Origin of the sequence: Streptomyces sp. NBC_00727, assembly GCF_045161745.1 — a bacterium.
Taxonomy (GTDB): Bacteria; Actinomycetota; Actinomycetes; order Streptomycetales; family Streptomycetaceae; genus Streptomyces.
The window spans coordinates 2,695,764-2,719,700 of the sequence record NZ_CP108981.1; the positions used below are offsets into that span (position 1 = coordinate 2,695,764).

21 protein-coding genes and 2 pseudogenes are annotated in these 23,937 nt (G+C 69.7%); 11 read left to right on the forward strand and 12 right to left on the reverse strand.

Features of this window, described 5'->3' with window-relative positions; translation table 11 throughout:
- Positions 1-174 precede the first annotated feature (174 nt).
- The gene (locus OG242_RS12005) at positions 175-2,262 is read right to left on the reverse strand and encodes an N-6 DNA methylase (RefSeq protein WP_405898143.1); all 2,088 of its coding nucleotides are present in this window, start codon (positions 2,260-2,262) and stop codon (positions 175-177) included.
- A 255-nt stretch (positions 2,263-2,517) separates the two neighbouring features.
- On the opposite strand from OG242_RS12005, the gene OG242_RS12010 reads away from it, so the two are divergent.
- The gene (locus OG242_RS12010; RefSeq protein WP_405898144.1) at positions 2,518-3,369 is read left to right on the forward strand and encodes a DUF4190 domain-containing protein; all 852 of its coding nucleotides are present in this window, start codon (positions 2,518-2,520) and stop codon (positions 3,367-3,369) included.
- 62 nt (positions 3,370-3,431) lie between these two features.
- Here OG242_RS12010 and OG242_RS12015 read toward each other — a convergent pair whose 3' ends face one another.
- On the reverse strand, positions 3,432-4,061 hold the full coding sequence (locus OG242_RS12015; protein ID WP_405898145.1) for a TetR/AcrR family transcriptional regulator: 630 nt from the start codon (positions 4,059-4,061) through the stop codon (positions 3,432-3,434).
- Positions 4,062-4,139: 78 nt separating this feature from the next.
- On the opposite strand from OG242_RS12015, the gene OG242_RS12020 reads away from it, so the two are divergent.
- Complete coding sequence (locus OG242_RS12020) at positions 4,140-4,913, forward strand: SDR family oxidoreductase (protein ID WP_405898146.1); 774 nt, start codon at positions 4,140-4,142, stop codon at positions 4,911-4,913.
- Between the two features lie 62 nt (positions 4,914-4,975).
- On the opposite strand, the pseudogene OG242_RS12025 reads toward OG242_RS12020, so the two are convergent.
- Positions 4,976-5,173, reverse strand: a pseudogene (locus OG242_RS12025) (HNH endonuclease); the annotation flags it as partial.
- Between the two features lie 194 nt (positions 5,174-5,367).
- On the opposite strand from OG242_RS12025, the gene OG242_RS12030 reads away from it, so the two are divergent.
- Genes OG242_RS12030 through OG242_RS12045 form a run of 4 tightly spaced genes read left to right on the forward strand, consistent with a single transcriptional unit; the run spans position 5,368 to position 11,196 of the window.
- The gene (locus OG242_RS12030) at positions 5,368-6,747 is read left to right on the forward strand and encodes a tyrosine-type recombinase/integrase (protein ID WP_405898147.1); all 1,380 of its coding nucleotides are present in this window, start codon (positions 5,368-5,370) and stop codon (positions 6,745-6,747) included.
- On the forward strand, positions 6,744-8,555 hold the full coding sequence (locus tag OG242_RS12035) for a hypothetical protein (protein WP_405898148.1): 1,812 nt from the start codon (positions 6,744-6,746) through the stop codon (positions 8,553-8,555). The genes OG242_RS12030 and OG242_RS12035 overlap by 4 nt, the downstream gene beginning before the upstream one ends.
- Positions 8,552-10,684, forward strand: coding sequence for a hypothetical protein (locus OG242_RS12040; RefSeq protein WP_405898149.1), 2,133 nt, complete (start codon positions 8,552-8,554; stop codon positions 10,682-10,684). Before OG242_RS12035 ends, OG242_RS12040 begins: the two co-directional genes overlap by 4 nt.
- Complete coding sequence (locus OG242_RS12045) at positions 10,681-11,196, forward strand: hypothetical protein (protein WP_405898150.1); 516 nt, start codon at positions 10,681-10,683, stop codon at positions 11,194-11,196. The genes OG242_RS12040 and OG242_RS12045 overlap by 4 nt, the downstream gene beginning before the upstream one ends.
- 34 nt (positions 11,197-11,230) lie before the next feature.
- Here OG242_RS12045 and OG242_RS12050 read toward each other — a convergent pair whose 3' ends face one another.
- The 3 genes and pseudogenes from OG242_RS12050 to OG242_RS12060 all read right to left on the reverse strand — a co-directional run.
- Positions 11,231-12,361 carry a DUF6183 family protein gene (locus OG242_RS12050; RefSeq protein WP_405898151.1) on the reverse strand — a complete coding sequence of 377 codons (1,131 nt, stop codon included), beginning with the start codon at positions 12,359-12,361 and terminating at the stop codon, positions 11,231-11,233.
- A gap of 66 nt (positions 12,362-12,427) precedes the next feature.
- A complete protein-coding gene (locus OG242_RS12055; RefSeq protein WP_405898152.1) occupies positions 12,428-13,234 on the reverse strand; it encodes an HNH endonuclease family protein in 807 nt (268 codons plus the stop codon).
- Between the two features lie 18 nt (positions 13,235-13,252).
- A pseudogene (locus OG242_RS12060) lies at positions 13,253-13,483 on the reverse strand (HNH endonuclease family protein); the annotation flags it as partial.
- A gap of 122 nt (positions 13,484-13,605) precedes the next feature.
- Between OG242_RS12060 and OG242_RS12065 the strand changes: the two are divergent.
- The 3 genes from OG242_RS12065 (at position 13,606) to OG242_RS12075 (ending at position 17,524) form a co-directional block, all read left to right on the forward strand.
- Entirely contained in the window at positions 13,606-14,727 is a 1,122-nt protein-coding gene (locus tag OG242_RS12065) for a tyrosine-type recombinase/integrase (protein ID WP_405898153.1), read from the forward strand.
- A 173-nt stretch (positions 14,728-14,900) separates the two neighbouring features.
- Positions 14,901-16,928 (forward strand): tyrosine-type recombinase/integrase, encoded by a 2,028-nt coding sequence (locus tag OG242_RS12070; protein WP_405898154.1) that lies wholly within the window; start codon positions 14,901-14,903, stop codon positions 16,926-16,928.
- Entirely contained in the window at positions 16,925-17,524 is a 600-nt protein-coding gene (locus OG242_RS12075) for a DUF6262 family protein (RefSeq protein WP_405898155.1), read from the forward strand. Before OG242_RS12070 ends, OG242_RS12075 begins: the two co-directional genes overlap by 4 nt.
- 67 nt (positions 17,525-17,591) lie before the next feature.
- Here the strand turns inward: OG242_RS12075 and OG242_RS12080 are convergent, their stop codons facing one another.
- The 4 genes from OG242_RS12080 to OG242_RS12095 all read right to left on the reverse strand — a co-directional run bounded on the left by OG242_RS12080 (position 17,592) and on the right by OG242_RS12095 (position 21,237).
- Complete coding sequence (locus tag OG242_RS12080) at positions 17,592-18,944, reverse strand: hypothetical protein (RefSeq protein WP_405898156.1); 1,353 nt, start codon at positions 18,942-18,944, stop codon at positions 17,592-17,594.
- A gap of 72 nt (positions 18,945-19,016) precedes the next feature.
- Positions 19,017-19,748 (reverse strand): HNH endonuclease family protein, encoded by a 732-nt coding sequence (locus tag OG242_RS12085; protein WP_405898157.1) that lies wholly within the window; start codon positions 19,746-19,748, stop codon positions 19,017-19,019.
- 49 nt (positions 19,749-19,797) lie between these two features.
- Positions 19,798-20,223, reverse strand: a complete 426-nt coding sequence (locus tag OG242_RS12090) for a hypothetical protein (protein WP_405898158.1) — start codon at positions 20,221-20,223, stop codon at positions 19,798-19,800.
- A 147-nt stretch (positions 20,224-20,370) separates the two neighbouring features.
- Positions 20,371-21,237 carry an SCO6745 family protein gene (locus OG242_RS12095; protein WP_405898159.1) on the reverse strand — a complete coding sequence of 289 codons (867 nt, stop codon included), beginning with the start codon at positions 21,235-21,237 and terminating at the stop codon, positions 20,371-20,373.
- Positions 21,238-21,345: 108 nt separating this feature from the next.
- Between OG242_RS12095 and OG242_RS12100 the strand changes: the two genes are divergently transcribed.
- Positions 21,346-21,918 carry a TetR/AcrR family transcriptional regulator gene (locus OG242_RS12100; RefSeq protein ID WP_405898160.1) on the forward strand — a complete coding sequence of 191 codons (573 nt, stop codon included), beginning with the start codon at positions 21,346-21,348 and terminating at the stop codon, positions 21,916-21,918.
- A gap of 3 nt (positions 21,919-21,921) precedes the next feature.
- Here OG242_RS12100 and OG242_RS12105 read toward each other — a convergent pair whose 3' ends face one another.
- The gene (locus tag OG242_RS12105) at positions 21,922-22,701 is read right to left on the reverse strand and encodes a GntR family transcriptional regulator (RefSeq protein ID WP_405898161.1); all 780 of its coding nucleotides are present in this window, start codon (positions 22,699-22,701) and stop codon (positions 21,922-21,924) included.
- Positions 22,698-23,240 (reverse strand): GntR family transcriptional regulator, encoded by a 543-nt coding sequence (locus OG242_RS12110; protein WP_405901583.1) that lies wholly within the window; start codon positions 23,238-23,240, stop codon positions 22,698-22,700. Before OG242_RS12110 ends, OG242_RS12105 begins: the two co-directional genes overlap by 4 nt.
- 161 nt (positions 23,241-23,401) lie before the next feature.
- Here OG242_RS12110 and OG242_RS12115 point away from each other — a divergent pair, with 161 nt between their 5' ends.
- The gene (locus OG242_RS12115; protein WP_405898162.1) at positions 23,402-23,851 is read left to right on the forward strand and encodes an ATP-binding protein; all 450 of its coding nucleotides are present in this window, start codon (positions 23,402-23,404) and stop codon (positions 23,849-23,851) included.
- Positions 23,852-23,937: the final 86 nt, after the last annotated feature.

Sequence of the window (23,937 nt, forward strand, 5' to 3'; positions counted from 1 at the left end):
GCCTGCCGGGGACTCGGCGCGGCGCCGTGGGCGGAAGACCCGGGGCGTACATGGCTGCTCCTGGATTGCCTGGTCGTGGAACGTCCGCGCGCACGGGGACGTGCGTGCGGATCCGAGCGTAAGGGGCGACACCGACAGCGTGCCCGGGGTTGTGCGGAACCGTTGTGGTTCCGGTCACTCCGGCGTGACCGTACCGTCCGTCAGGCCGTCGTACAGGCCCTGGACGAGCTGCCCGCCGAGGCGTCCGGCGAGCCGCAGCGCGTCCTCGAACTCGGCGAGGGCGCGGAACCGTTCGCCGTAGCGCTGCTGTTCCGCCAGGGGCAGGCGCGGCAGTTGGAGGCGGCGGGCGTCGAGCCGGGTCGCGGTGGAGGCGTGGCTGCTGGCCTGCCGGTTGTTGGTGGTGCCGCGCAGGAAGCCGGCGAGGAACCAGGGGTCGAGCACGCCCGGGTCGGGCCGCAGCAGCTGGAGGTTGCGCCCGAGGGCGGCGCCGGCGGTGGCGTCGTCGACGACGCGGACGACGGTGACGCCGCCGAGCACGGGCACGACGACGTCACCGGCCGCTACGAGCACCGGCTCCTCGGGGGTCCCGTCGACGGGCAGGCTGCGCGAGGGTGCGGTGCCCGCGAGCACGTCGTGCTCGGTGAGGACGGGGCCCGTCCCGGTGCCGGTGCCGCCGTGCCGGAGCTGGAGCGCGCCGGCGCGGGCGAGTTCGCCGATGGTGGTGAGCGGGCGGTGCGCGGGGGTGGTGAGGGCGGGAGGCGGCGGGGTGAGCCCGGTGGCGAGGCCCAGGGTGCGGGTCAGCCGTTCCCGTACGCCGGCCAGCTCGGCGGGTCCGCCGGTGGCGGCGGGGGACGGCAGGTGGCGGGCGGGGGCGAGGTCGACGTCGTCGTCGAGGAGTTCGATGACGGGGACGGTGCGGGAGGCGGCGCCGGGGGCGGCTTCGTGCTGGTCGCTCCCGGGGGTTTCGCCGGGGCCGTCGTACGCGTGCCAGGCGTCGAGCACGGCGCGGCGCAGGGCGGTGAGGTCGAGGCGGTCGCGGCCGCCCCCGGTGGTCTGCTCGGCGGGCTCGGCGGTGTCGACCAGCAGCAGTTCGGGCGTGGGATGCGGTTCGGCGCCGGGCCTGCGCAGCACCCACAGGTGCAGCGGGATGCCGTACGGGGGTGCGGCGCCGGCCGGGAGGGCGATGACGGCGCGCAGTGCGCCCCGGCGCAGGAGGTCGGCGCGGATGCGGCGGCCGGAGCGACGGGAGGCGGCGGCGGGCGGCATCAGGAGGACGGCGGTGCCGCCTTCGCGCAGCCGGGCCAGCGCGTGCTGCACCCAGGCGAGTTCGGACTCGGTGCGGGCGGGGAAGCCGTACTCCCAGCGGGGGTCGTAGGCGAGTTCGTCGTGGCCCCAGTTGCGTTCGTTGAACGGCGGGTGGCAGAGCACGGCGTCGGCGGTCAGGTCCGGGAAGGCGTCGGTGCGCAGGGTGTCCCCGGTCCGCACGTCGACCGCGCAGTCGGCGGGCGCGGTGCGCAGGGCCAGGCGGAGCGCGGTGACGGCGGCGAGAGCGGGGTCGCCCTCCTGCCCGTACAGCCCGGCCGGCCCTGGGGCGGCGGCCAGCAGGGCGCCGGTGCCCGCGGCCGGGTCGAGGACGGTGAGCACCCCGGGTCCGCCGGTTCCGGCCAGCTCCGCCATCAGCTCGGCGAGTCCGGGCGGGGTCAGCGTGTACTGGCGCGGGTTGGCGTCGAGCTGGCGGCCGAGCAGGAACTCGTACGTCTCCCGGGTGCCGGATTCGGCGGCCAGTTCGGCGGCGCCGCGCAGGAGCGGTACGGAGGGCAGGAGTTCGGCGCGGTCCGGGGTGTGCACGGCGCGCCCGTTGCCTGCGGGCCCGAAGCGGTCGGCGAGGGCGTCGTTCAGCGCGAGGGAGAGCACGCCGGCCATCCGTTCGTCGGAGACGCCGGTGATCTCGCGCCAGGCGGCGGGGCTCCGGTCCACCAGGAGCAGGGCGCAGCCGACGTGGGCGAGGGCGGTGACTGCGCCCGCCGGGTGGCCGGACAGCTGCTGCCAGACGCGTTCGCGGAGCGGGACCTCGGCGAGCTTGCCCTGGTCGCGCAGCCACCGCTCGACTTCGGGCAGGGCGAAGGACGGGCTGGTCTCGGTGCCGCCGACGGGCTGGGGGAAGTCGGCGTGCCGGCGGCGCCAGTTGCTGACGGCGGCGCGCCCCACGCCGGCCAGGCGGGCGATCCCGGCGGCGGTCACCTCTGTCGCGTTCTCCGGCACTTGCTGTCTCCCCTGTGCTGTACCGCTGACGGATCGGCCCCACGCCAGCGCACTCCGGCATGCGCTGGGGTGGGGCGAGCATACCGACCCGTACACAGCGGTCCACTCACAGCGATTCACGGCGTGCGCCAAGTCGTTTCGCGTGAACCGTGTTGACTCGGTTCACAGATGATGCTGTGATTGACCCGTCGCTGAACGAGTGCGACAGGTGGATCCGCTCACCACTTCATCCCGTACTTGCCGAAGGGCACAGCCATGTCCCAGTTCACGCAGCCGCCGCAGTCCCCGTACTCCCAGCCCCAGCAGCCGTACGGCCCCGACCACACTCCCGGGATGCGCCCCGCGCGCAACGGACTGGGCATCGCCGCCCTGATCCTCGGGCTCATCGGCGCGGTGTCGGGTCTGATCCCGCTCCTGTTCTGGCTGGCGGGCATCCTCGGCACGATCGCGCTGATCCTGGGGCTCGTCGGCCGGGGCCGCGCCAAGAGGGGCGAGGCGACGAACAAGAACATGGCCACCTTCGGCACCGTCCTCGCGCTGATCGCGCTGATCATGTCGGTGGTCGGCGCGGTGATCACCTTCAAGGCGGTCGACGACGCGGTGGACGACCTGAACAAGTCGGTGTCGGACACGACGGCGTCCGCGAAGCCGAAGGCGGGCGGGGAGAAGGGGAAGTCCGGCGACGACAAGGCGGGCAAGGAGGAGAAGCCCACCGGCGAGGCGCTGGAGGCCGGCGACTCGGCCGTGTACGACGACGACCTCACGGTCACGGTCGGCGACGCGACGAAGTACTCCCCCACCGAGTACGCGGCCGGTCACACCAAGGGCAACAAGGCCTACCAGGTCGCCGTCGTCATCGAGAACGCGGGCAAGGAGAAGTTCGACGCCGCACTGGTCACCGTCGAGGGCCGGGCCGGGGAGGACGGCGTCGACGCCGAGCAGATCTTCGACGACAAGGTCGGCACGGGCTTCACCGGCACGATCCTGCCGGGCAAGAAGGTCACCGTGCTGTACGCGTTCGACGCACCGGCCGACGCGAAGAACCTGACCGTGGAGGTCGGCCCCAACTTCACGTACGACTCGACGCAGTGGGACCTCGGGCTCTGACCCGCACAGCGCTCCCGCTCACACCCGTGGAACCCGCCCCAGGGCGGGTTTTCCGCGTCGGCTCAGCCCTCGCGCTCCCCCGGCCAGGCGGCCAGCGCCAGTTCGGCGATCTCGGCCAGCTCCTCCGGGCTCGCCCCGTCGCAGGACCGCTGCGACATGCCCTGGACGATCGTGGCGAAGTACCCGGCGAGCGTGCGCGGGTTGACCCGCTCCGGCAGTTCGCCCGCGCGCTGCGCGTCCCGCAGCCGCGCCTCCCAGGCCTCGACGTTGCCGTTGCGCGCCCCCCGAAGGCGGTCGGCCACCCCGGCGTCCTGCGGGGAGATGTTGACGGCCGCCTTGATCACCATGCAGCCCGACGGGTGCGACGGGTCCGCATAGATCCGGGCGGCCTCCCGCAGGAGGCGCGCGAACGCGCGGTAGGCCGTGGGCTCCTGCTCCAGGGCGTCACGCATGAAGGTCCCGACGGGCGTCGTCCCGTACGCGGCGACCGCCTCCTCGAACAGCGACCGCTTGTCACCGAACGCGGCGTAGAGGCTCGCCGGCCGGATGCCCATCGCCTCCGTCAGCTCCCCGATCGAGGTCGCCCCGTAGCCCCGCTCCCAGAACAGCCGGACGGCGGCCGCGAGGGCCGCGTCCCGGTCGAAGGAGCGCGGCCGTCCGCGCGCCGCACCTTTGCCAGTCATGCCCCACATTCTAGAGCGCCCACTCAAGAAGTCGTGCTACGTTCTTTCTGGAACGATCACTCAACAAATAGCTGAGGTGCAACAGTCATGTCTGCGCACGCACTTGAGGGCAAGGTCGCACTCGTCACCGGCGGCAGCCGGGGCATCGGGCGCGGCATCGCGGAGCGTCTGGGGCGGGACGGGGCCGTCGTCGCCGTGGTCTACGCCCGGGACTCCGCGGCGGCCGATGAGGTGGTCGAGGTCATCCGGAAGAACGGCGGCACGGCGTTCGCCCTCCGCGCCGAGCTGGGGACGCACGGCGACGCGGCCGCCCTGTGGGAGGCGTTCGACGAGCAGATCACCGCGTACGCGCCCGGCGGCGAGGTGGACATCATCGTGAACAACGCCGGCGCCGGGCTCTACTCCGAGCTGTCCTCGCTCACCGAGGAGGCGTTCGACGCGGTCTTCGCCGTCAACGTACGAGCGCCGTTCTTCATCGTCCACCACGGGCTCGGCCGGCTCCGCGACGGCGGCCGGATCATCAACATATCCAGCGGCGCGGCCAGGCTCGCGATGCCGAACATCATCGCCTACAGCGCGACGAAGGGCGCCCTGGACAACTTCACCCTGACCCTCGCCAAGGAGCTGGGGCCGCGCGGCATCACGGTCAACTCGGTGGCCCCCGGCATCATCGACACCGACATCAACGCGGACTGGCTGCGCGGAGACGCCGAGGCGGAGAAGGGTGCCGCATCCCTGGCCGCACTGGGCCGGGTCGGACAGCCGGAGGACGTCGCGGACGTCGTCGCGTTCCTCGCCTCGGACGACTCCCGCTGGGTGACGGGCACGGTGGTCGACGCGACGGGGGGCTCGGGGCTCTGAGGGGGCGGGCGGGGCACGCGCAGGGCGGCGGACCGAGCCCGCCGCCCCTCGTGACTACCGCGTCAGCCGCCGCACTGCTTCAGCATCATGTCCTTGTCCGCGCTCGTCACCGGCAGGTCGTACTTCAGCGAGACCTGGGCGAAGCGCAGCACGTACGCGCAGCGGATCGGCTTGTACGGGGGGAGCCAGGTCGCGGGGCCCGCATCGCGCTTGGCGTTGTTGGCGGGGCCGTCCACGGGGATGAGGTTGAGCGGGTCATTTATGTCGGCACCCGTAACCGTCTCACCGAGCTCTCAGTTATGTAGGCGTTCAGCTTGTCTCATACGGGGAGGGTGGCGTGCGCGTGACGGACTCTGGAGAAGCCGACGCCGATTCGGAAGCGATGGTGCTACTGCACAGGACCAGAGCAGGCGGGACGTCCTCGGTCGATCCACTCCCCTTCGACGGACGCTCAGTGCTCCGACGAGCCGGTGCTGACGAAGGCAGGCCCTTCATCCTCGGCCCGGACGGCAGCTACGACCGCGACCTGAACCGCTTCCTGCGCGACCTGGAGAGCTGGGGCGTGCGGGCGGAGAACAGCCGGATCGCGTACAGCACCGACGTCATGCTCTACTGCCGCTTCCTCCACGAGTCCCGCGGCGGCAAGTCGATCTGGGACACGGACGGCGCCGATCTTCGCGCGTACAAGTCCGTACGGCTGCACGGCGACGGTCCGGGCAAGGTGTCCGCGGCGACCTGGAACCGTTCCATCGCCGCACTCGACAAGTGGGTGCAGTGGTCGCTGTACGAGGAGTTGTTGTCGGCCGCGCCGTTCCGGTACGTCGACAAGACCGTGGTGTCGCCGCAGGGACCGAAGCGCGTACGGGTCAATGCGGACGCTGAGCCCGAGGTACCCAGGCAGCCGATTCGGTTCCTGTCGCACGAGGACTTCATGCTCTGGCGGGACGTCGGGTTGCGCGGGCTGTTGCCCGACGGTGCCCCAGATGCCAAGTGGCGTGGGCGCAACGGCGAACGCAACGCTCTCTTCGCCGATCTCCTGGTCTGCACAGGAATGCGGCTGGGCGAGGCCGCGAGTCTGCTGACGACGGAGCTGCCGCCGGTGAACGGCAGACGCCTGATCGGCGACATCACTGTCTCGGCCGCCGTGGCGAAGCGCGACAGGGCGCGCACGGTGTACGTCCGCCCCCGGGTGACCCGCGACCTGCACCACTACGTCGGGATGGAGCGCGACGAGCTGGTGCAGCGGAGGCGCGTCCGAGGCACATACGAAGCGGATGCGGAGCAGCTGCCGGTACGCCGGGCGAGTCGGCACGCGTTGGTCGTCGAGAACGGAACGAGCTGGTCGTACTCGCGCATCGGCGCGGCGGACCGGGCGCGGCTCATCCAGGTCGACGGCCGAGGAAGCGCACTCGGTCCTCTGTCGCTGTGGCTCGGGGAGAACGGGATGCCGCTGAGACGCAGTACCTGGCAGTCGGTCTTCCAGCGGGCGAACGAGCGGTGTGCCGCCTTCGGGCTCGACTTCGACGTCCACCCCCACACCCTGCGGCACACGTTCGCGGTGCACATGCTCGGCCTGCTGCTGCGACAGACCGTCCGGGCCCTCGGCATGCGTGAAGACCGCCGCTTCACCCACGCGGAGGTGAAGCGCCTGCTCATCGGCAACCCTCTGCGCAAACTCCAGCTCCTGCTCGGTCACCGCCACGAGGCGACCGTCTACACGTACCTCGACGTGCTGGACGAGGCCCAGGAGATCGTGCTCGCGGCGCTGAGCGAGTGGGACGAGCAGGCCGCCGCCTTCGAGCGGATCCGCCTGGATGCGGAGGAGGACCAGTGAGCCCGCGCCGTGTCCGCTTCCCTGCCGCCGTCGAGCCCCCTGCCGCGGCCGAGCCTGTGCCGACGATCGGTCCCGTGATCTTCACGGTGGATCTGAACGGAAGTCCTGAGGAAATCGATCTGTCGGGGCTTCCGTGCCCGCGCCTCGTCCGAGCCCTGTCCAACGCCCTCGTCGACGTCATCGGCAGCCCCGGCACTCTGCGCGACCGCAGTGGCGTCCGCTACGTCGTCAAACGCATCCGGGAGTTCGTCGAGTTCACTGCCGCCGCCCTGCCCGACTCGGCTGCCGAGCTGCGTCTGAGCGACCTGGAGTCCGGCCTTCTGGACGCCTTCGAGACACGGCTGATCGCTCGGTACGGAGAGACGAGCAAGGAGCCGTACCTCACCATGACCTACCTCGTGAGGCTGCTGAAGCTGGTGCACGAGGCACACCCCGAAGCCTTCGGGGCCGCCTTTCACGCCCGCCTGGGCTTCACATCGGCGTCGGCCCACCGAGCGTCGACGCCGCTCGACGCGTATCCGTTCCCGGTGCTCGACGCGTTGGAGGCCACCGCCCGGGACGATGTCGCCCGCATCCGCGACCGAATCCTGGAGGGCGAGAAGCTGGCGTCCACGGGCCGCGACCCGCGCCAACACGGGTGGGACCGGCTGGAGAACATCCTCTGGTACATCGAACACCACGGCCCGCTGACTGCCGACGACGCCTCGTACAAGATCCTGCGCCCCTGGGGCGGCAGAGAGGAACTCAACGGTCGTCTCCACCTCACCGCACGGGACCTGGTGCCCTTCCTGCTCCTGCTCGCCTGCCAGACAGGCATGGAACCCGAGTGCGTCCGGCAGCTGCGGTCCGACTGCCTGGCGAGTCCTGCACGTGGTTATGTCAGCATCGCGTACATCAAGAAGCGTGCCCCCGGTTCTGCACACAAGACGGCCAGGGTCACCGACGGCGGCTCGCTGCGCTTCCCCGGTGGTGTGATCCGGCTGGCCCTGCGCCTGACGAAACGGAGTCGCGAGCTGATCGGCAGCGACGCGCTGTGGTGCGACGTCGGTGGCCATGGACGAGCTCGTGCGTCCTTCGACGAAGGTCCTCGGGGCCGGTCGGATGTGACCCGCCGGTGGATGTCCGAGCATGGGCTGGACCGTCTCGCCGACCGCGACGGCAGTCCAGTCACCCTCGACCTGCGGCGAGTGCGCAAGACCGTCAAGTCCCGCCAGTATCTGCGAGCCGGCGGAGTGCTTGAGGACTTCGCCTCCGGCCACACCCGGCCGGTCGCCGCCAAGCACTACGCGGACATCGGCGCCCACGAAGAGACCCACGACCAGGCGGTGGAGGCGGGCCTTGCACGGGCGCTGGGCGTGGCTCTGGCCCCACCGGTGGTGCTGTCGGACGACGGAGACCGACTCGACGACAGCCAGGCCGCGCTGACCGCGCGGGAGATCGAGTCGGCGCTCGCTGGCGAGCAGGACGTATGGCTCGCCTCCTGCCGCGACTTCTTCGCATCGCCGTTCGCCCGCAAGCCCGGTGCTGCCTGCCCCGTTCCGGCCTGGGGCTGTCTGGAGTGCCCGAACGCGGTGTTCACCAGCCGGCACCTGCCGAGCCTGCTGTCCTTCCTGGACTTTCTGGAGCGACAGCGTGAGGAATACCCCGCCGCCGAGTGGACCGCGCGGTTCGGTCTCGCGTGGGATCGCATCGTCCACGGTGTCCGCGCGCGCTTCAGCACGCGCCAGATCGCCACGGCGCAGGCCATTGCCGAGGGCGGCAGCGATCGCCTGCTGCTACCCCCGTCGTTCCTGGAGGTCATCGCATGACTGCCGTCCCCAAGCCACGTACCGCTGATCACGACCTGTCCCCGGCGGCATCGGAGTACGCGCTCCTGGAGCGGCTCACGCGAGGCATGCCGAGCCGGGGTCCGCTTCTGTCCGAGGACGTCTGGGATCTGCGGTGTGTGCTGCCCCGCACCTGGCGGACATGGCGGCTCGACTTCAGGCAGATCGGCGATCCGATGACACGGCGTACAGCGAAGGAGTACGTCGCCTCCCGCCTCCACCGAGGCTCCCTGGGCCTCGGCCCCATGAAGGCCACGGTGGCGGCCGGAGAGCTGCGCGTCTTCATCGCCGTGATGTGCGACCTGCGAGAGGTGGGTGCCGCACGGTTGTCCGCCGTCGGCCGCACCCACCTGGACGCCGTGTTGACGCGGTGGAAGCCCAGCCCGGGCAACGCCGTCCGTAACATCACGCTGCTTAAGCACCTGGCGGCCCACGGGCCGTTCCTGTCCCAGGACCGGCTGAACCTCCTGCCTTGGAACGGCCGCAGCGCCTACGCCGTCGCCGGGGTGCGGCGGGTCAGGGGAGAGAACGCCACCCCTCGCATTCCCGAGGAGGTCCTCGCGCCGCTGCTGCGGGCAGCGGTCTTCTACGTGGAGACGGTCGGCGGCGACATCCTCGCCGCCCAGCGGGAGATCGCCGCGCTCGAAGCAGCACGCAAGGGCCGGAATCTCGGCCATGGCCAGGCACACGAACGGGTGCTGGCCTTCATCGCCGAGCGCCGAGAGGCCGGCCGAGGCATCCCCGCACTCCCCCTCGAGACCGCGCACACCGTGCCTGACGCCGTCACCGTCGGCGGCGTACCGCAGAGCCCCAATCACCGCCTCGTCTCCCTCCTGGCCGGCTGCGGCAACGCCGCACACCTTCGACCGCTGATCGCAGAAGCCGGCCGGGACATCGGCTACGAGGAAGGTGGCCTGGACACCCCGATGTCCGAGTGGCCGGCCACTGGCAGGCCGTGGCGCCCACGGCTCAGCCCCTTCACGTTGGCCAACGAGTTGTCCTTCCTGCGAACGGCATGCTGGATCGTCATCGCCTATCTGTCCGGGATGCGGGACACGGAAGTTCGTGAGCTGGATCGCCACTGCGCCATCATCGAGACCGGAGCCGACGGGCGTGCCCGGTACAAGGTCCGTGGCCGGGTCTACAAGGGGAAGGACCGCAAGCTCAGCGGTGACGAAGCCGAGTGGGTGGTCCTGGACGTCGTGCACCGGGCCGTCGCCGTTCTCAGGGAGATCAACGACGACCCCGGCCACCTCTTCGGCTACGACGGCGGCGGCCGCAACGGATACGTGCTCCTCAGCAACATGCCCCGGCGCATCAGAGCCTTCCGCGACCACCTCAACGAGCTCTTCAGCACGACGGATGAGCTCTACATCCCGCTGCCGGCGACGGACGAGCGCTCCCCGACGGTGGAGGACGAGGTCGAGGAAGATGCGCCGGCGCCCACGGCGCTTCCCTGGGCCTTCGACACCAGGCAGTTCCGGCGCACCCTCGCGTGGCACATCGCCCACCAGCCCTTCGGGGTGGTCGCGGGCGCCCGTCAGTACAAGCACGCCGCGATCACCATGTTCGAGGGATACGCGGGCACCTCCGCCTCCGGCTTCGCCGACGAGGTCGCCGCCGAGGAGGCCGTCGCCAAGCTCGATTATGTCGAGGACCTCTACCACGACTGGAACGAGGGCGGGCGTTCCGCGGGCGGTGCCACCCAGCGCATCGAGGCCGAGTTCGACCGCATCCGCGGCGAACTCGGCGATCTGGCAGGCGTGGTGGCCAGCCCCTCCCGCCTACGAACGCTCCTGCACCACCTGACGAAGACCCTGCACCCCGGCGTGCTGAACGACTGCTTCTACCAGGCGGAGACAGCCGTGTGCCGCAAGCGGGCCAAGCCTCTGGGCCGCCCCGTCCCCATGCTCGACATGTGCATGCGCTGCCCCAACTCGCGTCGTGCCGCCGTCCATCTGCCACGACTGGAACGAGCCCATGACATGGCCGAGTCCGAACTCGGCGGGGCCACCGGCCTCCCGTGGCTCCAGCAACTGGCCATCAGCGAGCACTTGGCCACTCTCACTCACCTGATTGCCGAGATCGACCACGAGGACGCCCGACGATGACCGACTCCACGGACGAGACCCTCCAAGCCGTCCGCACCGTCTTCGCATGTCTGGCCCGGGAGAACCTCAGCCTGACCGACATCGACCACAAGATCATGCGCGCCTTCGAGCAGCTCATGCTGGGACGACCCGAGATTACCGACGGCAGGATCTCGGCGGTGAACATCTGCACCGAGGCCGGAGTCTCCCGGGCCTCGTACTACCGCTCTCCTGTCGCGGCAGTGATCAAGGGGATTCTCAGTGCCCCCGAGTCCAGGCGTCCGGAGTCCGACGAACTCAGGCAGGAGACCGCGCGCCTTAAGCAGTCCGAGCGGAAATTGCGCCGGGAGAAGGCGGACGAGATCAGGGAGCTGCGGGCGACCCTTGCGGCGTACGCGAACCAGATCCAGGTCCTGGCACTCAGGAATGCGGAACTGGAGGCAGACACCCGGCGACTTCAGGCCCAGCTCGACGGAGGCCGGGAAGACGTGGTCAAACAACTGAGGCGATCACAGGAGCCGGCTTCCACTTGACGGCCCAAGCCGCATGCAGCATTCAGGACCGTGCTCAGTCGGTGTCCGTCGCGGCCAACATCGCCAGCCGTCGGCGTTCTGGAGAGACCGCGACGAGGCCGATGTCCCAGGCCACACGCTCGAACCACTTGGTTTCGGCGCCGAAGGCATACCAAGCGCACGCCCGGGCGCACGCCTCGACCTCCTCCGCAAGGCTGCCCTGCGCCATACCGGAGAGGCCGGCCATGGACTGCCACGCGGCCAGGCGGCCGTAGGCGCCACCGGCGCCAGAGTTGTACGCGCCGCCCGTGGACGCGGCGGCGAAGAGAATCCGCCAAGCGTGCTCCGGCGGGCAGGCCTCGACCGAAAAGGCGGTCTTCTTCGTCCCCGCGCCTTCCAGGCACGCCAGCCCGAGTGCCAACAGCGTGCTCGGTACCGACTCGGCTGCCAGAGGAGCTGCCAGATCGAAGACGCGTGCTTCGATCCGGCCGTTCGACTCGTCGGCCCAGTTCGTCACAGCAGCGCCGGTGCCCTTGGCAACGGCTTCGGTCGTCGTTTCCTCAGCTGACGGCACGTGCGCCCGGGCATCCCTCTGCACCTCACGGTTCGCCGACGGGCCGTACGGTATCGAGTGGCTGCCTCCGCGCACGCTGTAGCTCGGCAGATCCGGCTGACCTTCCAGCTCCGACAGCGCCAACGGCAGCTCCCCCAGCGGATGATGACTCCAGTGCGTCGACGTCGCCCACCCGGCGATCCCCGGTGACTCCGAGACGTCAACGCCCCTGAGCACCAGTTCATGGACAAGACACGCGCGCAGTTCCTCGGTGGCGTGTCCGGTGAACGCCACTGCGAGGTCCTCGGCCGGTTGGCTGGAGGCCAGCAGGGAGGCGGTATGGCGGTCGATCTTGCGATCAGCGGCCTCCACAGAAGAGACCAGACGCAGTGCTTGGACGACGTTGCCGGGGCCGGGCGTGGTGGCCAGCAGCCGGAGCAGGTAGTCGAAGACGCTCCTGTACTGCCACATCCGCCCCGCGTCGGTTGCATAAGCTCCGGCGAGCGCGATAGCGAGATCTGTGACGAAGGCAGCGTCCCCTCGCTCAAGACTGCTGTCAGCCGTCTTCCAAACGTCGGTGACGCTCTTCAGGCCCGGCAGTTTCGTCACGATCTTCTGTATGCGGTCAGCCACAGCGATGGAGCATAGGCGTTCCGCAGCGCGCAGGCGACGGCACTTCGCCTGATCACCGCAGCCCTCTCAGTCCCCGCACTGCTTGAGCATCATTTCCTTGTCCGGGGCTGTCACTGGGAGCTCATACTTTTCCGCGACCTGCGCGAACCGCACCGTGTACGAGCAGCGGATCGCCTTGTTCGACGGCAGCCAGGATGCCGGACCGGAGTCCCGCTTGGCGGAGTTCGTGGAGCCCGAGACCGGCAAGAGGTTCAGCACGTCGTTGGCCAGCTGCCGCCGTTTCTCCTTGCTCCAGCGCGCGGCGCCCATCTGCCAGGCGTACGACAGCGGCACCACGTGGTCTATCTGCACCTCGGTGGCCTTGGCCTTCTTCCAGGCGATTTCCTTGCCGGTGTACGGGTCGTACAGGTCCATCGACACGACAACGCAGTCGGAACCCGTACGGAACTCGACGTTCCGGCCGTGAAGTTTCAGCAGGTCGTTTCGTGTGTCACAACCGTTTCGCGCCAGCGGCACCCCGTCCGCCGTGTCCATCCACGCGTAGCCGAACTCGTCCCGGTCGTATCCCGTCTTCGGCCCCCGCCCCTTGGTCGTCACCTTGGAGATCAGCGCACGCGCTGTCGCCTCGTCCTTCTCTGCCGAGATCGGGGCCAGTCCTGGCTTTGTTCCGTCAGGATCGGCCAAGGGACTCGTCTCGTACCTGGTGGACGTGCCGCCGCCTGATGAACCGCGCTCGCCGGAGAGTCCGCCTCCCGTACAGCCCGCCAGGACCGTCCCGACAACCAGTACAGCGCCGACATGCAGCACGCCGCTCGTGAGACACCGCACGGACACGTGGCCACCCCGCCCCTGAGACACATCAGCGTGAGACATCTAGGCCGCCAACATAAGGTCGTTGGCGATCTGCTGGCGCTTGGACTCGTTCCAGTGGGCGGCGCCCATCTGCCAGTCGTACGACAGCGGCATGACGTGGTCGATCTGCACCTTGGTCGCCTGCTGCTTGCGCCACTCGATGGTCTTGCCGGTGTACGGGTCCTTGAGCGTCATCGAGACGACCACGCACTTCGAGCCGGATCGCAGCTCGACGTCCTTGCCGTCGCGGGCGAGCAGGTCGTTGCGGGTTATCTCTATCGCTCTCCCGATCTCGATGCACGTGAGGCACAGCCGTAACCCACTCCTGTCCCTCGCCGTTATCAGTCATGCCATGAGGCACATGAGTGACAACGGAGACAGGAAGCAGATCCATGACGTTATGCACGGAGAAGGCCGTCTCGCCCACCACCGGCGAGACCACCTGGCTCCTGGTCGATGAGGAGACGTACGCGCCCCACCCCGAAGCCCGTGAGTTCTCCCTGTACCTGCGCGGAGCCGGGCGGTCACCGCAGACACAGCGCGCGTACATCCCCAGAATCGGCCGCTTCCTCAATTGGTGCGCAGAGCGGGGTACCGACTGGAGGACCGCCCGGCTCGGGGACATGAGCCTGTTCAAGTTCCACGTCGAGCGGACACTGACCCAGTACGGGCGGCCTCCGACCGGCAAGACGGTCAACGTCACGCTTACCGCGGTCTGCGAGTTCTTCCGCTTCTGCGCCGTCCAGGGACACGTGGCCCACGAAGTCGCCGCGCGTCTCAGCGAGCCGCGCTTCCTCGTCCACGCCCCGGTCGGCTTCGATCCCGGCGAGGGCGGCCAACACCTGATGGTAAAAGCCCGCGTCCTGAAGGCGCCGGAGATCGAGCGGGCACCGCAGACGCTCACCCGAGCCCAGACGGATCAGATCCTCGAGGCCGCTCGCACCGCGCGTGACCGGCTGCTGCTGACCGTCCTCCTGGAAGCTGGCCTCCGCATCGGCGAAGCCCTTGGGCTGCGGCGCGAGGACATGCATCTGCTCCCCGACTCCACCCATCTCGGCTGCCGGACCGGTGGCGCGCACCTGCACGTCAGGCCTCGACAGGACAACGTCAACGGGGCACGGGCCAAAGCCGGGCGCCCTCGCATGGTTCCGCTGACGCCAGAGGTGGTGCATCGGTATCGCGATCATCTCGGTGAGCGTGAGCAGGTGGCCGGCTCCGCCGACTGTGACTACGTCTTCGTCAACCTCGTCGGCATCCACGCGGGACGCCCCCTGTCGTACTCCAACGCCAAGCAAGTGGTCGAACGGATCGGGAGGCGCTGCAGTCTGACCGCCCGGCCGCACATGATGCGGCACACGGCCGCCACCCGCTGGATTCGCAACGGGGTCGCTCCGGACGTCGTGCAGACACTCCTGGGCCATGCCTCGTCGGCGAGCACAGCCGTGTACGTGCACGCCCAGGACGAGGATCTCCGCGCGGCCGTCGACAGCCTCGCTTCGGAGCTGCTGCGATGACCATTGCACCTCTCCGCTCGGCTGTCGTTGCCTCCGTCTCCGTTGAACCGGAGTGGCCGTCATGGCTCGCGGCGCGCCTTCCGTCAGGCTGGCGGTCAGATGAGTGGGACCCCGTTCAGGCACTATTCACTGCCGATCCCGGTAACCCGACGACCAGCGTGTTCGTCTGCTCCGTGGCCTCCTGCACCACCCATGTGGCGAGCAACGGCTCCCGCTGCGACGCCTGCCGGAAGGCCCGATACCTCCTGGGGAACCCTGCGGACTTCGACACCACGCACACCCCGGATCCGTCTCGCCGTAGGCCCAACACCTCCGCGAACGGGGCGATGCCCGGCGTCTCCCAGTTCTCGCTCGCGGGTGTGCGCCCCGCGGTCCGCCAGGAGCTCTTGTACGGGATCCAGCAGCGCGACGATGCCGGAATCAGCCTGGTCCCCCAGCGGGTACGCCGCATCGTGGCCGGTCTCCCCACCGGACTCGGCTCGCTCCTCGACCTGGACGCCTCCTTCTCCTCCGGGCTTCCAGCCGCGACCTCCGGCGTCCTGAACGGTGTTCTCCAGCACGTCCGACGCGCACGCATCGAGTTCGAGGGCACCGATCCGACCTCGGGCGACGTATGGGAGTGCGCTCTCATCGGGCTGACGGCAGGGCGCGGTCGCAAGTACACCGCTGTCCACGGCGACATCGACTTCCGTCCGGTACGGCAGCGTTGGCTGCGGGAGCTGGTCAAGGAGTACGGCCGCACGACCCGCCCCAACGTCATGGACCTGCGGCAGACCGTCTACGCGGCGACCATCGCGTCCTCCGCGCTGGCAGGCCGCCCCCACGGGGATGAGCCGCAGGGCCTCGCCATGGCTGACATGAACGCGGTGGTGGACATGTTCCGCATCACCAAGCGGCCCGAGGACGGTCGCGACTACTCCACCAGCCACCGCAGAGCCCTGCTCCGCCACTGGCGCACGTTCCTGGAGTACGCACGGCAGGCCGGGATGATGGACCACGTGCCCGGCGGGTTCGCGCTCACCCCCCGCTTCCACAGCATCGCTGCCGTGGAAGTCACCGAGGACGATCTCGGCCGTGCGATTCCCGAGCACGTGATCGCCCAGCTCGACGCGCACCTCGGTCTGCTGGGCACCTCCACGGGATACGCGAGCGGCGGCTGGACGGCGGCCGACTTCGCGCGGATGTACCAGATCGTCTACGCGGTCCTCCGGGATACCGGCCGCCGTCCGGGCGAGGTCACCAGCCTGCACCGCGACTGCCTGGAGCGAATCGACGGCAAACCGACGCTGATCTACGACAACCACAAGCGGCGACGCCACGGCCGTCGGCTGCCGATCTCGGAGAGCACCGCCCAGCTGATCGAAACCTGGCAGAAGGAGCTTGATGCGCTACCGGCCGTGCCGGCCTGTGCCCAGTGGCTGTTCCCCTCGCCCGGACAGCGCAACCGTCCGCGCCGCGGGCATCTGAAGGCCGCACAGTTCTGCAACCGGATCTTCCGCGACTGGGTCGACGAGCTGATCCCGAACCTCTCGGACGACCGGCTCGACGAGGACGGCGCCCCGGTCGCTTACGACCGGACCCAGGTCGTCCCGTACGGGTTCCGTCACGCTTACGCCCAGCGCCATGCGGACGCGGGCACTCGCCCCGACGTCCTGCGGGAACTCATGGACCACCGTTCACTGGACGTGACCATGGGGTATTACAAGGTCTCCCTCAGCCGAAAGCAGGAGGCCGTGCGAACGGTCTCGGCACTCGCCGTCGACCGGCACGGAGCAGCCCGCGGATTCGGCGATCCCCTCGCCTACGAAGTGGAGAGCGTCGGGGTTCCCTACGGCGGCTGCACCGAGCCGAGCAACGTCAAGGCCGGGGGCGGGCACTGCCGCATCCGCTTCCAGTGCTCCGGATGCGACTTCTACCGGCCCGACCCCTCCTACCTACCTGCTCTGGAGCAGCAGATCGCGGACCTGCGGGCTGACAAGGAGGCCGCACTGGCGATGCAGGCCGCAGACTGGGTCGTGCGGAACCTCGACGATCAGATCCGCGCCTTCTCGAAGTCGTCCGACGAGATGCGGCGGAAGCTCGACGCGCTGCCCGCCGAGGAACGGGCCGCCGTCGAATCCGCCTCGCGCGAGCTGCGCAAAGCGCGTTCGGCAGCGGCGTTCGTTCCCCTACAGGCTCTGACCACGCGGAGCCCGAAATGAAACACCCCGCCGCTTCCGGCGGCAACGACCGGAACGCCCGGGTCGAGCGCCTGCGCGTCAGCCGCGCCAAGGACAGCGAGGACAAGACCCGGCGTGCACTCGACACTGTGGACGGCCTTCTCCGCTCAGGACGACGGATCACCGTCGCCCAAGTGGCCCGGGATGCCTCGGTGTCCACATGGTTCGTCTACAACCAGCCTCGGGTGCACCAAGCCGTTCAGGACGGCATCACCGCCCAGCGAACGCGGGGTCGCCAGAACCCCCACGCTCCGGAGGCGTCCCAGGTGTCTCCGGCCGGGTTGCGAACGGATCTCGCACTGGCCCGCGAAGAGATCAAGGACCTCAAGAAGGAGCGCGATCGGCTCCGTAACCGGGTCAGTCTCTCTCTCGGCGCCGAGTTGGAGGGTGTGAACCAGCATGAGCTGATCGAGCGGGTACAGCAGATCGAGCAGCGGAATACCGCGCTGGAGCATGCGTTGTCAGAGGCCAGGGATCAGATCGCCGCCCTGGAGGGTCAACTGCGTGCGGCGGAGGACGACCTCACCGCCGCGCGAGCCAGTCTGCGCCGCGCCATGCGGGCTGTTCCGTCCCCGTAGCTCGCGTTCCACCACCTGCGGCTGTCCACCTTGAGTGTTGTCTGCCGGGCAGCCGTGAGAGGCGGAATCAGAATGGGGGATCGTTGAGGAGCGAGCCGGTCCAGACAGGTGAGACCGGTTCGGAATCGCGCTGCTGAAGGAGTAGGACGGCGTCGTTGACGCGCCCCAGGTCGATGAGGTGGCCGGCAAGTTCGTTGCTGTTCGCGGAGGCGTGCTGTTCGAGAACGGCAACAGCCTCCTCGGTGCGTCCGGCGCCGGCGAGCAGTTCAGCGATGTGCGGCGCCGCGTACGAGGCGGCGCCCTCGGGGTGGGAGCAGGCCTGTGCGACCGCTTCATCGACGCCGTCGCGGGCGGCGATGAGCGGCAACCGTATCCAGTACAGGTCCCAGTCCTCCTCGCCCCCGCGGGCGGCGGCGAGGGCGTCGAGGTGCGCCAGGCCGTCCTCGGGGCGCCCCTGTGCGAGACATAGGTTGGACCACGTATGCAGGATCCAGTCGTCCCCGTTGTGGGCCTCGGCCAGGTCTCGCATCACATCGACCGCTTCGCCCCCTCGGCCATGCCGTGCCAGGAGCTCCGCCAGTCGCACCGTGCCGTGGCACCGGAAGTCCTGCGAATCGCCCGACCTCCGGTACACAGCGATCGCGCCTTCCACGTCACCGCGCTCCTCCAGTGCCTCAGCCAGACGCTGCGCGGCGTGACCGAGACGATCGGTCACCGCGTACGCGCGCAGTTCCTCGATCCGACCGTGTCTCGCCAGCAGGTCGGCCAGCTGATCCCGGTTGTTGACCGAGGTGATGTACCGGGTGCGCAGCAGGGCGATCGCTTCGTCGACGCGGCCCTGGCGTTCGCGGATCGTTGCAAGAAGTCCGATGGCGTCGTCGGGGTCGAGACCGCGGCAGCACCATGGACTGTCACAGCGGTGCTGGTCCGGGATACAGGCAGCCAGCAGCGCGGCGACGTCTTCGCCCCGTCCTGCTCCCTCGGCGATGTCGACCAGAGCGGCGGCAAGAAGCCGGTCCTCAATTCCTGCGCTCAGCCGAGTAACTGCCTCGTCCGCACGACCGTGTCGCGCCAGCAGGCGCGCGAAATACTCCAACGGGAGCCTTCCCGTGCTCGCGTACGGCAGGGCCAGCGCAATCGCTTCCTCTGCCCGCCCCCAGCTCTCCAGCAGCTCCGCCTGGGTCCGTGCTGCCGGCCACCAGCCAGTGCCAACGTACGGAGCGAGCACCTCCAGCGCCTCGGCTTGCCGACCCTGGTCACTGAGCAGCTGTGCCCAGGCCCGCGCGCAGAACCATTCCCCGCGTCGGGCTTGGGCCTCCACCTCGTCACTGTGGCCGAGCTCAAGAAGCCGGGAGACCAGGTGTAGAGGAATGCAACCGGACAAAGTCCGGGCCTGACGGTCGAGATCGGCAGCGTCCATGACTGCGAACCTTAGCCACCACGTCCGAGAGGGGCCCCGCGCCCCGAAACCGGGGCAACCATGGGGGTCCGGTCAGCCCTGGCACTGTTTCAGCATCATCGCCTTGTCCGCCGTCGTCACCGCCAGCTCGTACTTCTCGGCGACCTGCGCGAACCGGACCGAGTACGAGCACCGGATCTTCTTGTTCGGCGGCAGCCAGGACGCCGGTCCCGAGTCCCTCTTCGCCGAGTTGGCGCGCCCTTCGACAGGAAGCAGATTGAGCACGTCGTTCGCCAACTGCTTGCGCTTGCTCTCCGGCCATCGGGCGGCGCCCATCTGCCAGCTGTAGGAGAGCGGGACCACGTGGTCTATCTGCACCTCGGTGGCCTTGGCCTTCTTCCAGACGATGTCCTTGCCGGTGTACGGGTCGTACAGGTCCATCGCAACGACCACGCAGTCGGAACCTGAACGGAACTTCACGTGTTGCCCATGGAGTTTCAACAAGTCGTTCCGCGTGTCACAACCATTCCTCGCCAGCGGCACCCCATCCGCCGTGTCCATCCACGCGTAGCCGAACTTGTCCCGCTCGTAGCCCGTCTTCGGCCCACGGCCCTTCGTGGTGAGCCCTTGGATGAGCTTGCGTGCGTCGGCCTTGTCCGCTTCCGAGGTGAGCTCGGCGAGCCCCGGCTTCGTCCCGTCGGGATTCGCCAATGGGCTCACCACGCGGCCGGGAGCGGCGTCCGGCCCAGATCCTGTGGCAGTGGCACCCGACTCCAGGTCATCACAGCCGGTGACAAGCACAGCGGAAATGGCGGCCGTAATCATGGCCTTCTTCCCGCCTGTCCGCAGGAGCCTGTGACTCACGTGCCTCTCACTACGCACAGCCGACCACACCCTGCATACGCTGCGAGAACAGATCCATCATGGCGCGAAGCATAGAGATAATGCGGGTGTCGCAGCCGTTGTGGGACAGCGGGACGTCGTCCACGGAGTCCTTCCAGGCGTACCCGAACTTGTCCCGTTCGTACCCGGTCTTCGGGCCGCGCCCCTTGGTGGCGACCTTCTCGATGACCTTGCGGGCAGCCGCGCGGTCCTTGTCCGAGGTGAGGGGTGCGAGGCCGGGCTTCGTACCGTCCTCGTTCTCCAGCGGACTGGCGCCGAAGCCGGTGACGGACTGGCCGCCGCCGTCCGCGCCGCCGCCGGTGGTGGTGTCGATGTCCTTGGGCAGTTGCTCGGGGTCGCAGGCGCTCAGCGCCAACGCGGCCGTCGCGGCCAGGGCGGGGACCAGTACTCGACACACGCGGGGAGATATCACTCGTAGCCGTCCTGACGGGGAGAAAGCCGAACCAACCCGGGAATCCTATGGACTTCTTCCCTGCCGGAAGAATTTCATGGCAGCGACGTGTTCCCGCGTGCGGGGCGGGCCACCCGTCGGGGAGCCGCCCCGTCACACCTTCCCGATGCCCAGCGTGTTCTCCGACGGCAGCAGCCCGGACCCGATCGCCGCGACCCACAGCGGGCCCAGCAGCGCGACGAGCCGTTCGCGCTCCACGTCAGTGAGCACCCGCCACGGTCCCGCCGCCGCCTCGTCCGTACGCCGTTCGACCTCGGCCCGAAGCGCCCGGCCCGCCTCGGTCGCCGAGCCGTCGCCGGCCACCAGGCCCCGCTTCGCCAGCCGTTCGAGCGCCGCCTGCCACTCCTCGTCGCCCCAGCCCCGGCTCGCGAACACCTCGGGCCGGGCGGCCCCGATCGCCGCGAAGGACACCAGCGCCTCGACGGGGTCCAGTTCCGCGTCGGTCAGCGCCGCGAGGTGGCCGTCGCCCCGGTGTTCGCGCAGGACGGTCGCCGCGTGCCAGAGGGCGAGGTGGGGTTCGTCCGGCCAGGGCAGCGCGGCGTTCGCGGCGGCCAGCGGCCGGCCCGCCGTGTCGGCGGCCTCCGCGACGCGCCGCAGTAGCGCGGCGGCCTCGGCCGTGCCCGGTGCGGCGGTCTCCTCCCCCAGCAGCGCCCGGTACGCGCGGTCGACGGCCCGGCCCCGCGCGGCCAGCACGGCGCCCGGCTCGGCGACGGACCAGATGCCCGGGACGTACGCGCCGACCGTGCCCGGGCTGAAGCTGTAGAACGTCTCCGCGACCCGGTCCGCCCCCGCGTCCCCGAGCGGCGCCGCCCGCCAGGCGAAGTAGCTCGGCCACCGCTCGTCGACGCCGTACCCGAGGGCCGCGGCCTCCTCGAACGCCTCCGGCGCGTAGTACAGGACGGCGTGCACGGGCTCCAGCAGGTGCCACAACTGCCGTACGCGACCCAGTTCCTCGGACATGCCCCACACCTTCCGCCACGCACCGGCCATCTAGCCACTGCCTAGATCTCAAGAGTGCGCGCGATCCGCGAACTTGTCAACGACTAGATCCCGCGTAACCTGCTGTCCATGACCAGCGACCGCGCCTACCACCACGGCGACCTGCGGCGGGCCGTCCTCACCGCCGCCCTCGACGTCATCCGCACCGAGGGCCCCGCCGCGCTCAGCCTCCGCGATCTGGCCCGCCGGGCCGGCGTCTCCCACGCCGCACCCGCCCACCACTTCAAGGACCGCACGGGCCTGCTCACCGCCGTCGCCGCCGAGGGCTACGCCCTGTTCGCGGACACCCTGGCCGCCGCCCCGGACCTGCGCGAACGGGGCGTGGCGTACGTACGGTTCGCGACGACGCACCCGGCCCACTTCCAGGTGATGTTCCAGCCGGACCTCTACCGCACGGACGACCCGGACCTCCTCGCCGCGAAGGACCGCGCCACGGCGGAACTGCGCGCGGGCGTCGCCACCCTGGCCCCCACCGACGCCCCCCGCCTCACGGGCATCGCCGCCTGGTCCCTCGCCCACGGCTTCGCCACCCTGCTCCTCAGCGGCAACCTGACCGACGCGGTGGGCGACCGCGACCCGGAGGAGGTGTTCCGCGAGGTGGGGCGGCTGCTGTTCACACCGGGTGGGGCGCCCGGCCGGTGAGGCCTATTCGGCGGTGAACTCGTACTGGACCTCGTACAGATGCCCCGCCTTCACCATGACCGTCGCCTCGATGGGCCGCCGGTCATCGGTATAGACGACGCGCAGCGTACGCAGCACCGGCAGCCCTCCGGGCAGGCGCAGCGCCTGGTACTGCTCCTGGGTGGGCACCCGTGCGGACACGCGGTCGACGCTGAACCGTGGCGGGTGCCCCAGCTCCGCGAGCAGCGTCGGGGTCCCGCCCGGGATCTTGCGGCGACTTGTCATCGCCGTACCGCTGACGATGTCCAGCGGGTAGTACGAGGCCACGAGTTCGGCGGGTTCGTCGTCGATCACGAGCAACTGCCGCCGCAGCAGCGCCGGCTCACCCTTCGGAAGCCCCAACGCCTCCGCGACATCCGCCGGCGGCGGGACCTCGGCCACTTCGAGCAACGTACTGTGAGCCCGGGAGCCGTCCTTCGCCGCTTCGGTCAGCCAGCGGTACGGTTCCCCCGCGCCCGCCGGGGCCATGGAAGCAGCCGGGCGGACCGTCCGCTGGCGGTGCTCGCGGACGGTCACCGACGCGCCCGCCCTGCCGATCACCAGCTCCTCGTCCTTGAGTAGCTGCACCGCCTTCTGGATCGTCGCGTTCGAGGCGTCGAACCGCTCCTTGAGGTGGGCCGTCGAGGGCAGGTTCGCGCCGGGCGCGAGGTCTCCGCCCATGATCTGGTCCCTGAGATCGGCCGCGATCCGCTCATGCAGGGAACGTCGGTCGGCGGCGTCGGCTTCGGGTTTGGGCACGGTCATCCGATCCTGATGTCGTAGCGCAGCTTCTGGCGTCGCGGGGGCATGGCCATGACGTCGACCTGAATGGGCCGATCCGCCTCGTCCAGGGTGAGTCGTGTGAGCTGGAGGACGGGGTCGCCCTCCGCCATCGCCAGCTGCTCGGCCTCGGGGCCGGTCGCGCGCCGCGCGGTCACCTCTTCACGTACGCGTACGCCGACATGGCCCAGCTCCGCCAGGAGCCTGACCGCGCCACCGGGGATCTTGGCCGTACCGGCGAGGCCGGTGCCGCCCGCGATGCCCAGCGGGTAGTACGTGTCCGTCAACTCGCAGGGCACGCCGTCGAGGTACATGATCCTGCGCCGGGCGACCACGTTCTCCCCGGCCGCCACCCCGAGCAGCTCCGCGACCGCTTCCGGAGCCTCCATCTCGCCCGCCCGGACGATGCGCTGGCTCCCCCGACGCCCCTCGGCCGCAGCCTCGGCCGCCCAGGTGTCACCCGGGGCGCCGGAGGACGCGGCGAGGTAGGGCGTCGACGTACTGACCCATTCATTACCGCCCATGTCCTTCTCCTCCACAGCTCCCACCGACACGACACCCAGCGTGCCTCATCTCCAGACGGGAGGCGCAGTCGCGTGCCCACCAGAGACGATCTTGCCGCCTTTCGCGAAAGGCAGTAAGGTCATCGCCACGTTACAACCCGCAAGCAAGGCGGTGAACCACCGTGTCCCTGGTGCAGCAACGACGCTTCACCCGCAGGCGCACCTCTGCCGGTGCCTCACGCGAATTCGTTACCGGCGTCCTCGCCGAGTGGCAGCTTCACACCTTGATCGAGGACATAAGGCTGTGCGTCTCGGAACTCGCAACCAACGCATTGCTGCACGGCGTGCCGCCCGACCGGGAGTTCAGCGTCGTCCTCCACCGAGCCGAGGACCAGGTACGACTGGAGGTCCGCGACAGCGGACCCGGTCAGCCCAGCGTCCAGCAGGCCGCCGACGACGCCTGCTCCGGGCGCGGCCTGCACCTCGTGCGGGAACTCGCCGACGACTTCGGAGTCGATGACCATGTCGTCGGCAAGACCGTGTGGCTGATCTTCAAGACGTCACCCACCGCCGAGATGCCACTCGGGGCCCACCAATACCAGCGCGAGGGGTCGCGCCCACCCCTCCCTTGAGGCTGCGGACCGTGGAGCCAGGCAGGCCGCCGAGGGGAGTCGCATGCGAGATGCTACGCACCGCGTACTACGCACCGTGTAGCATC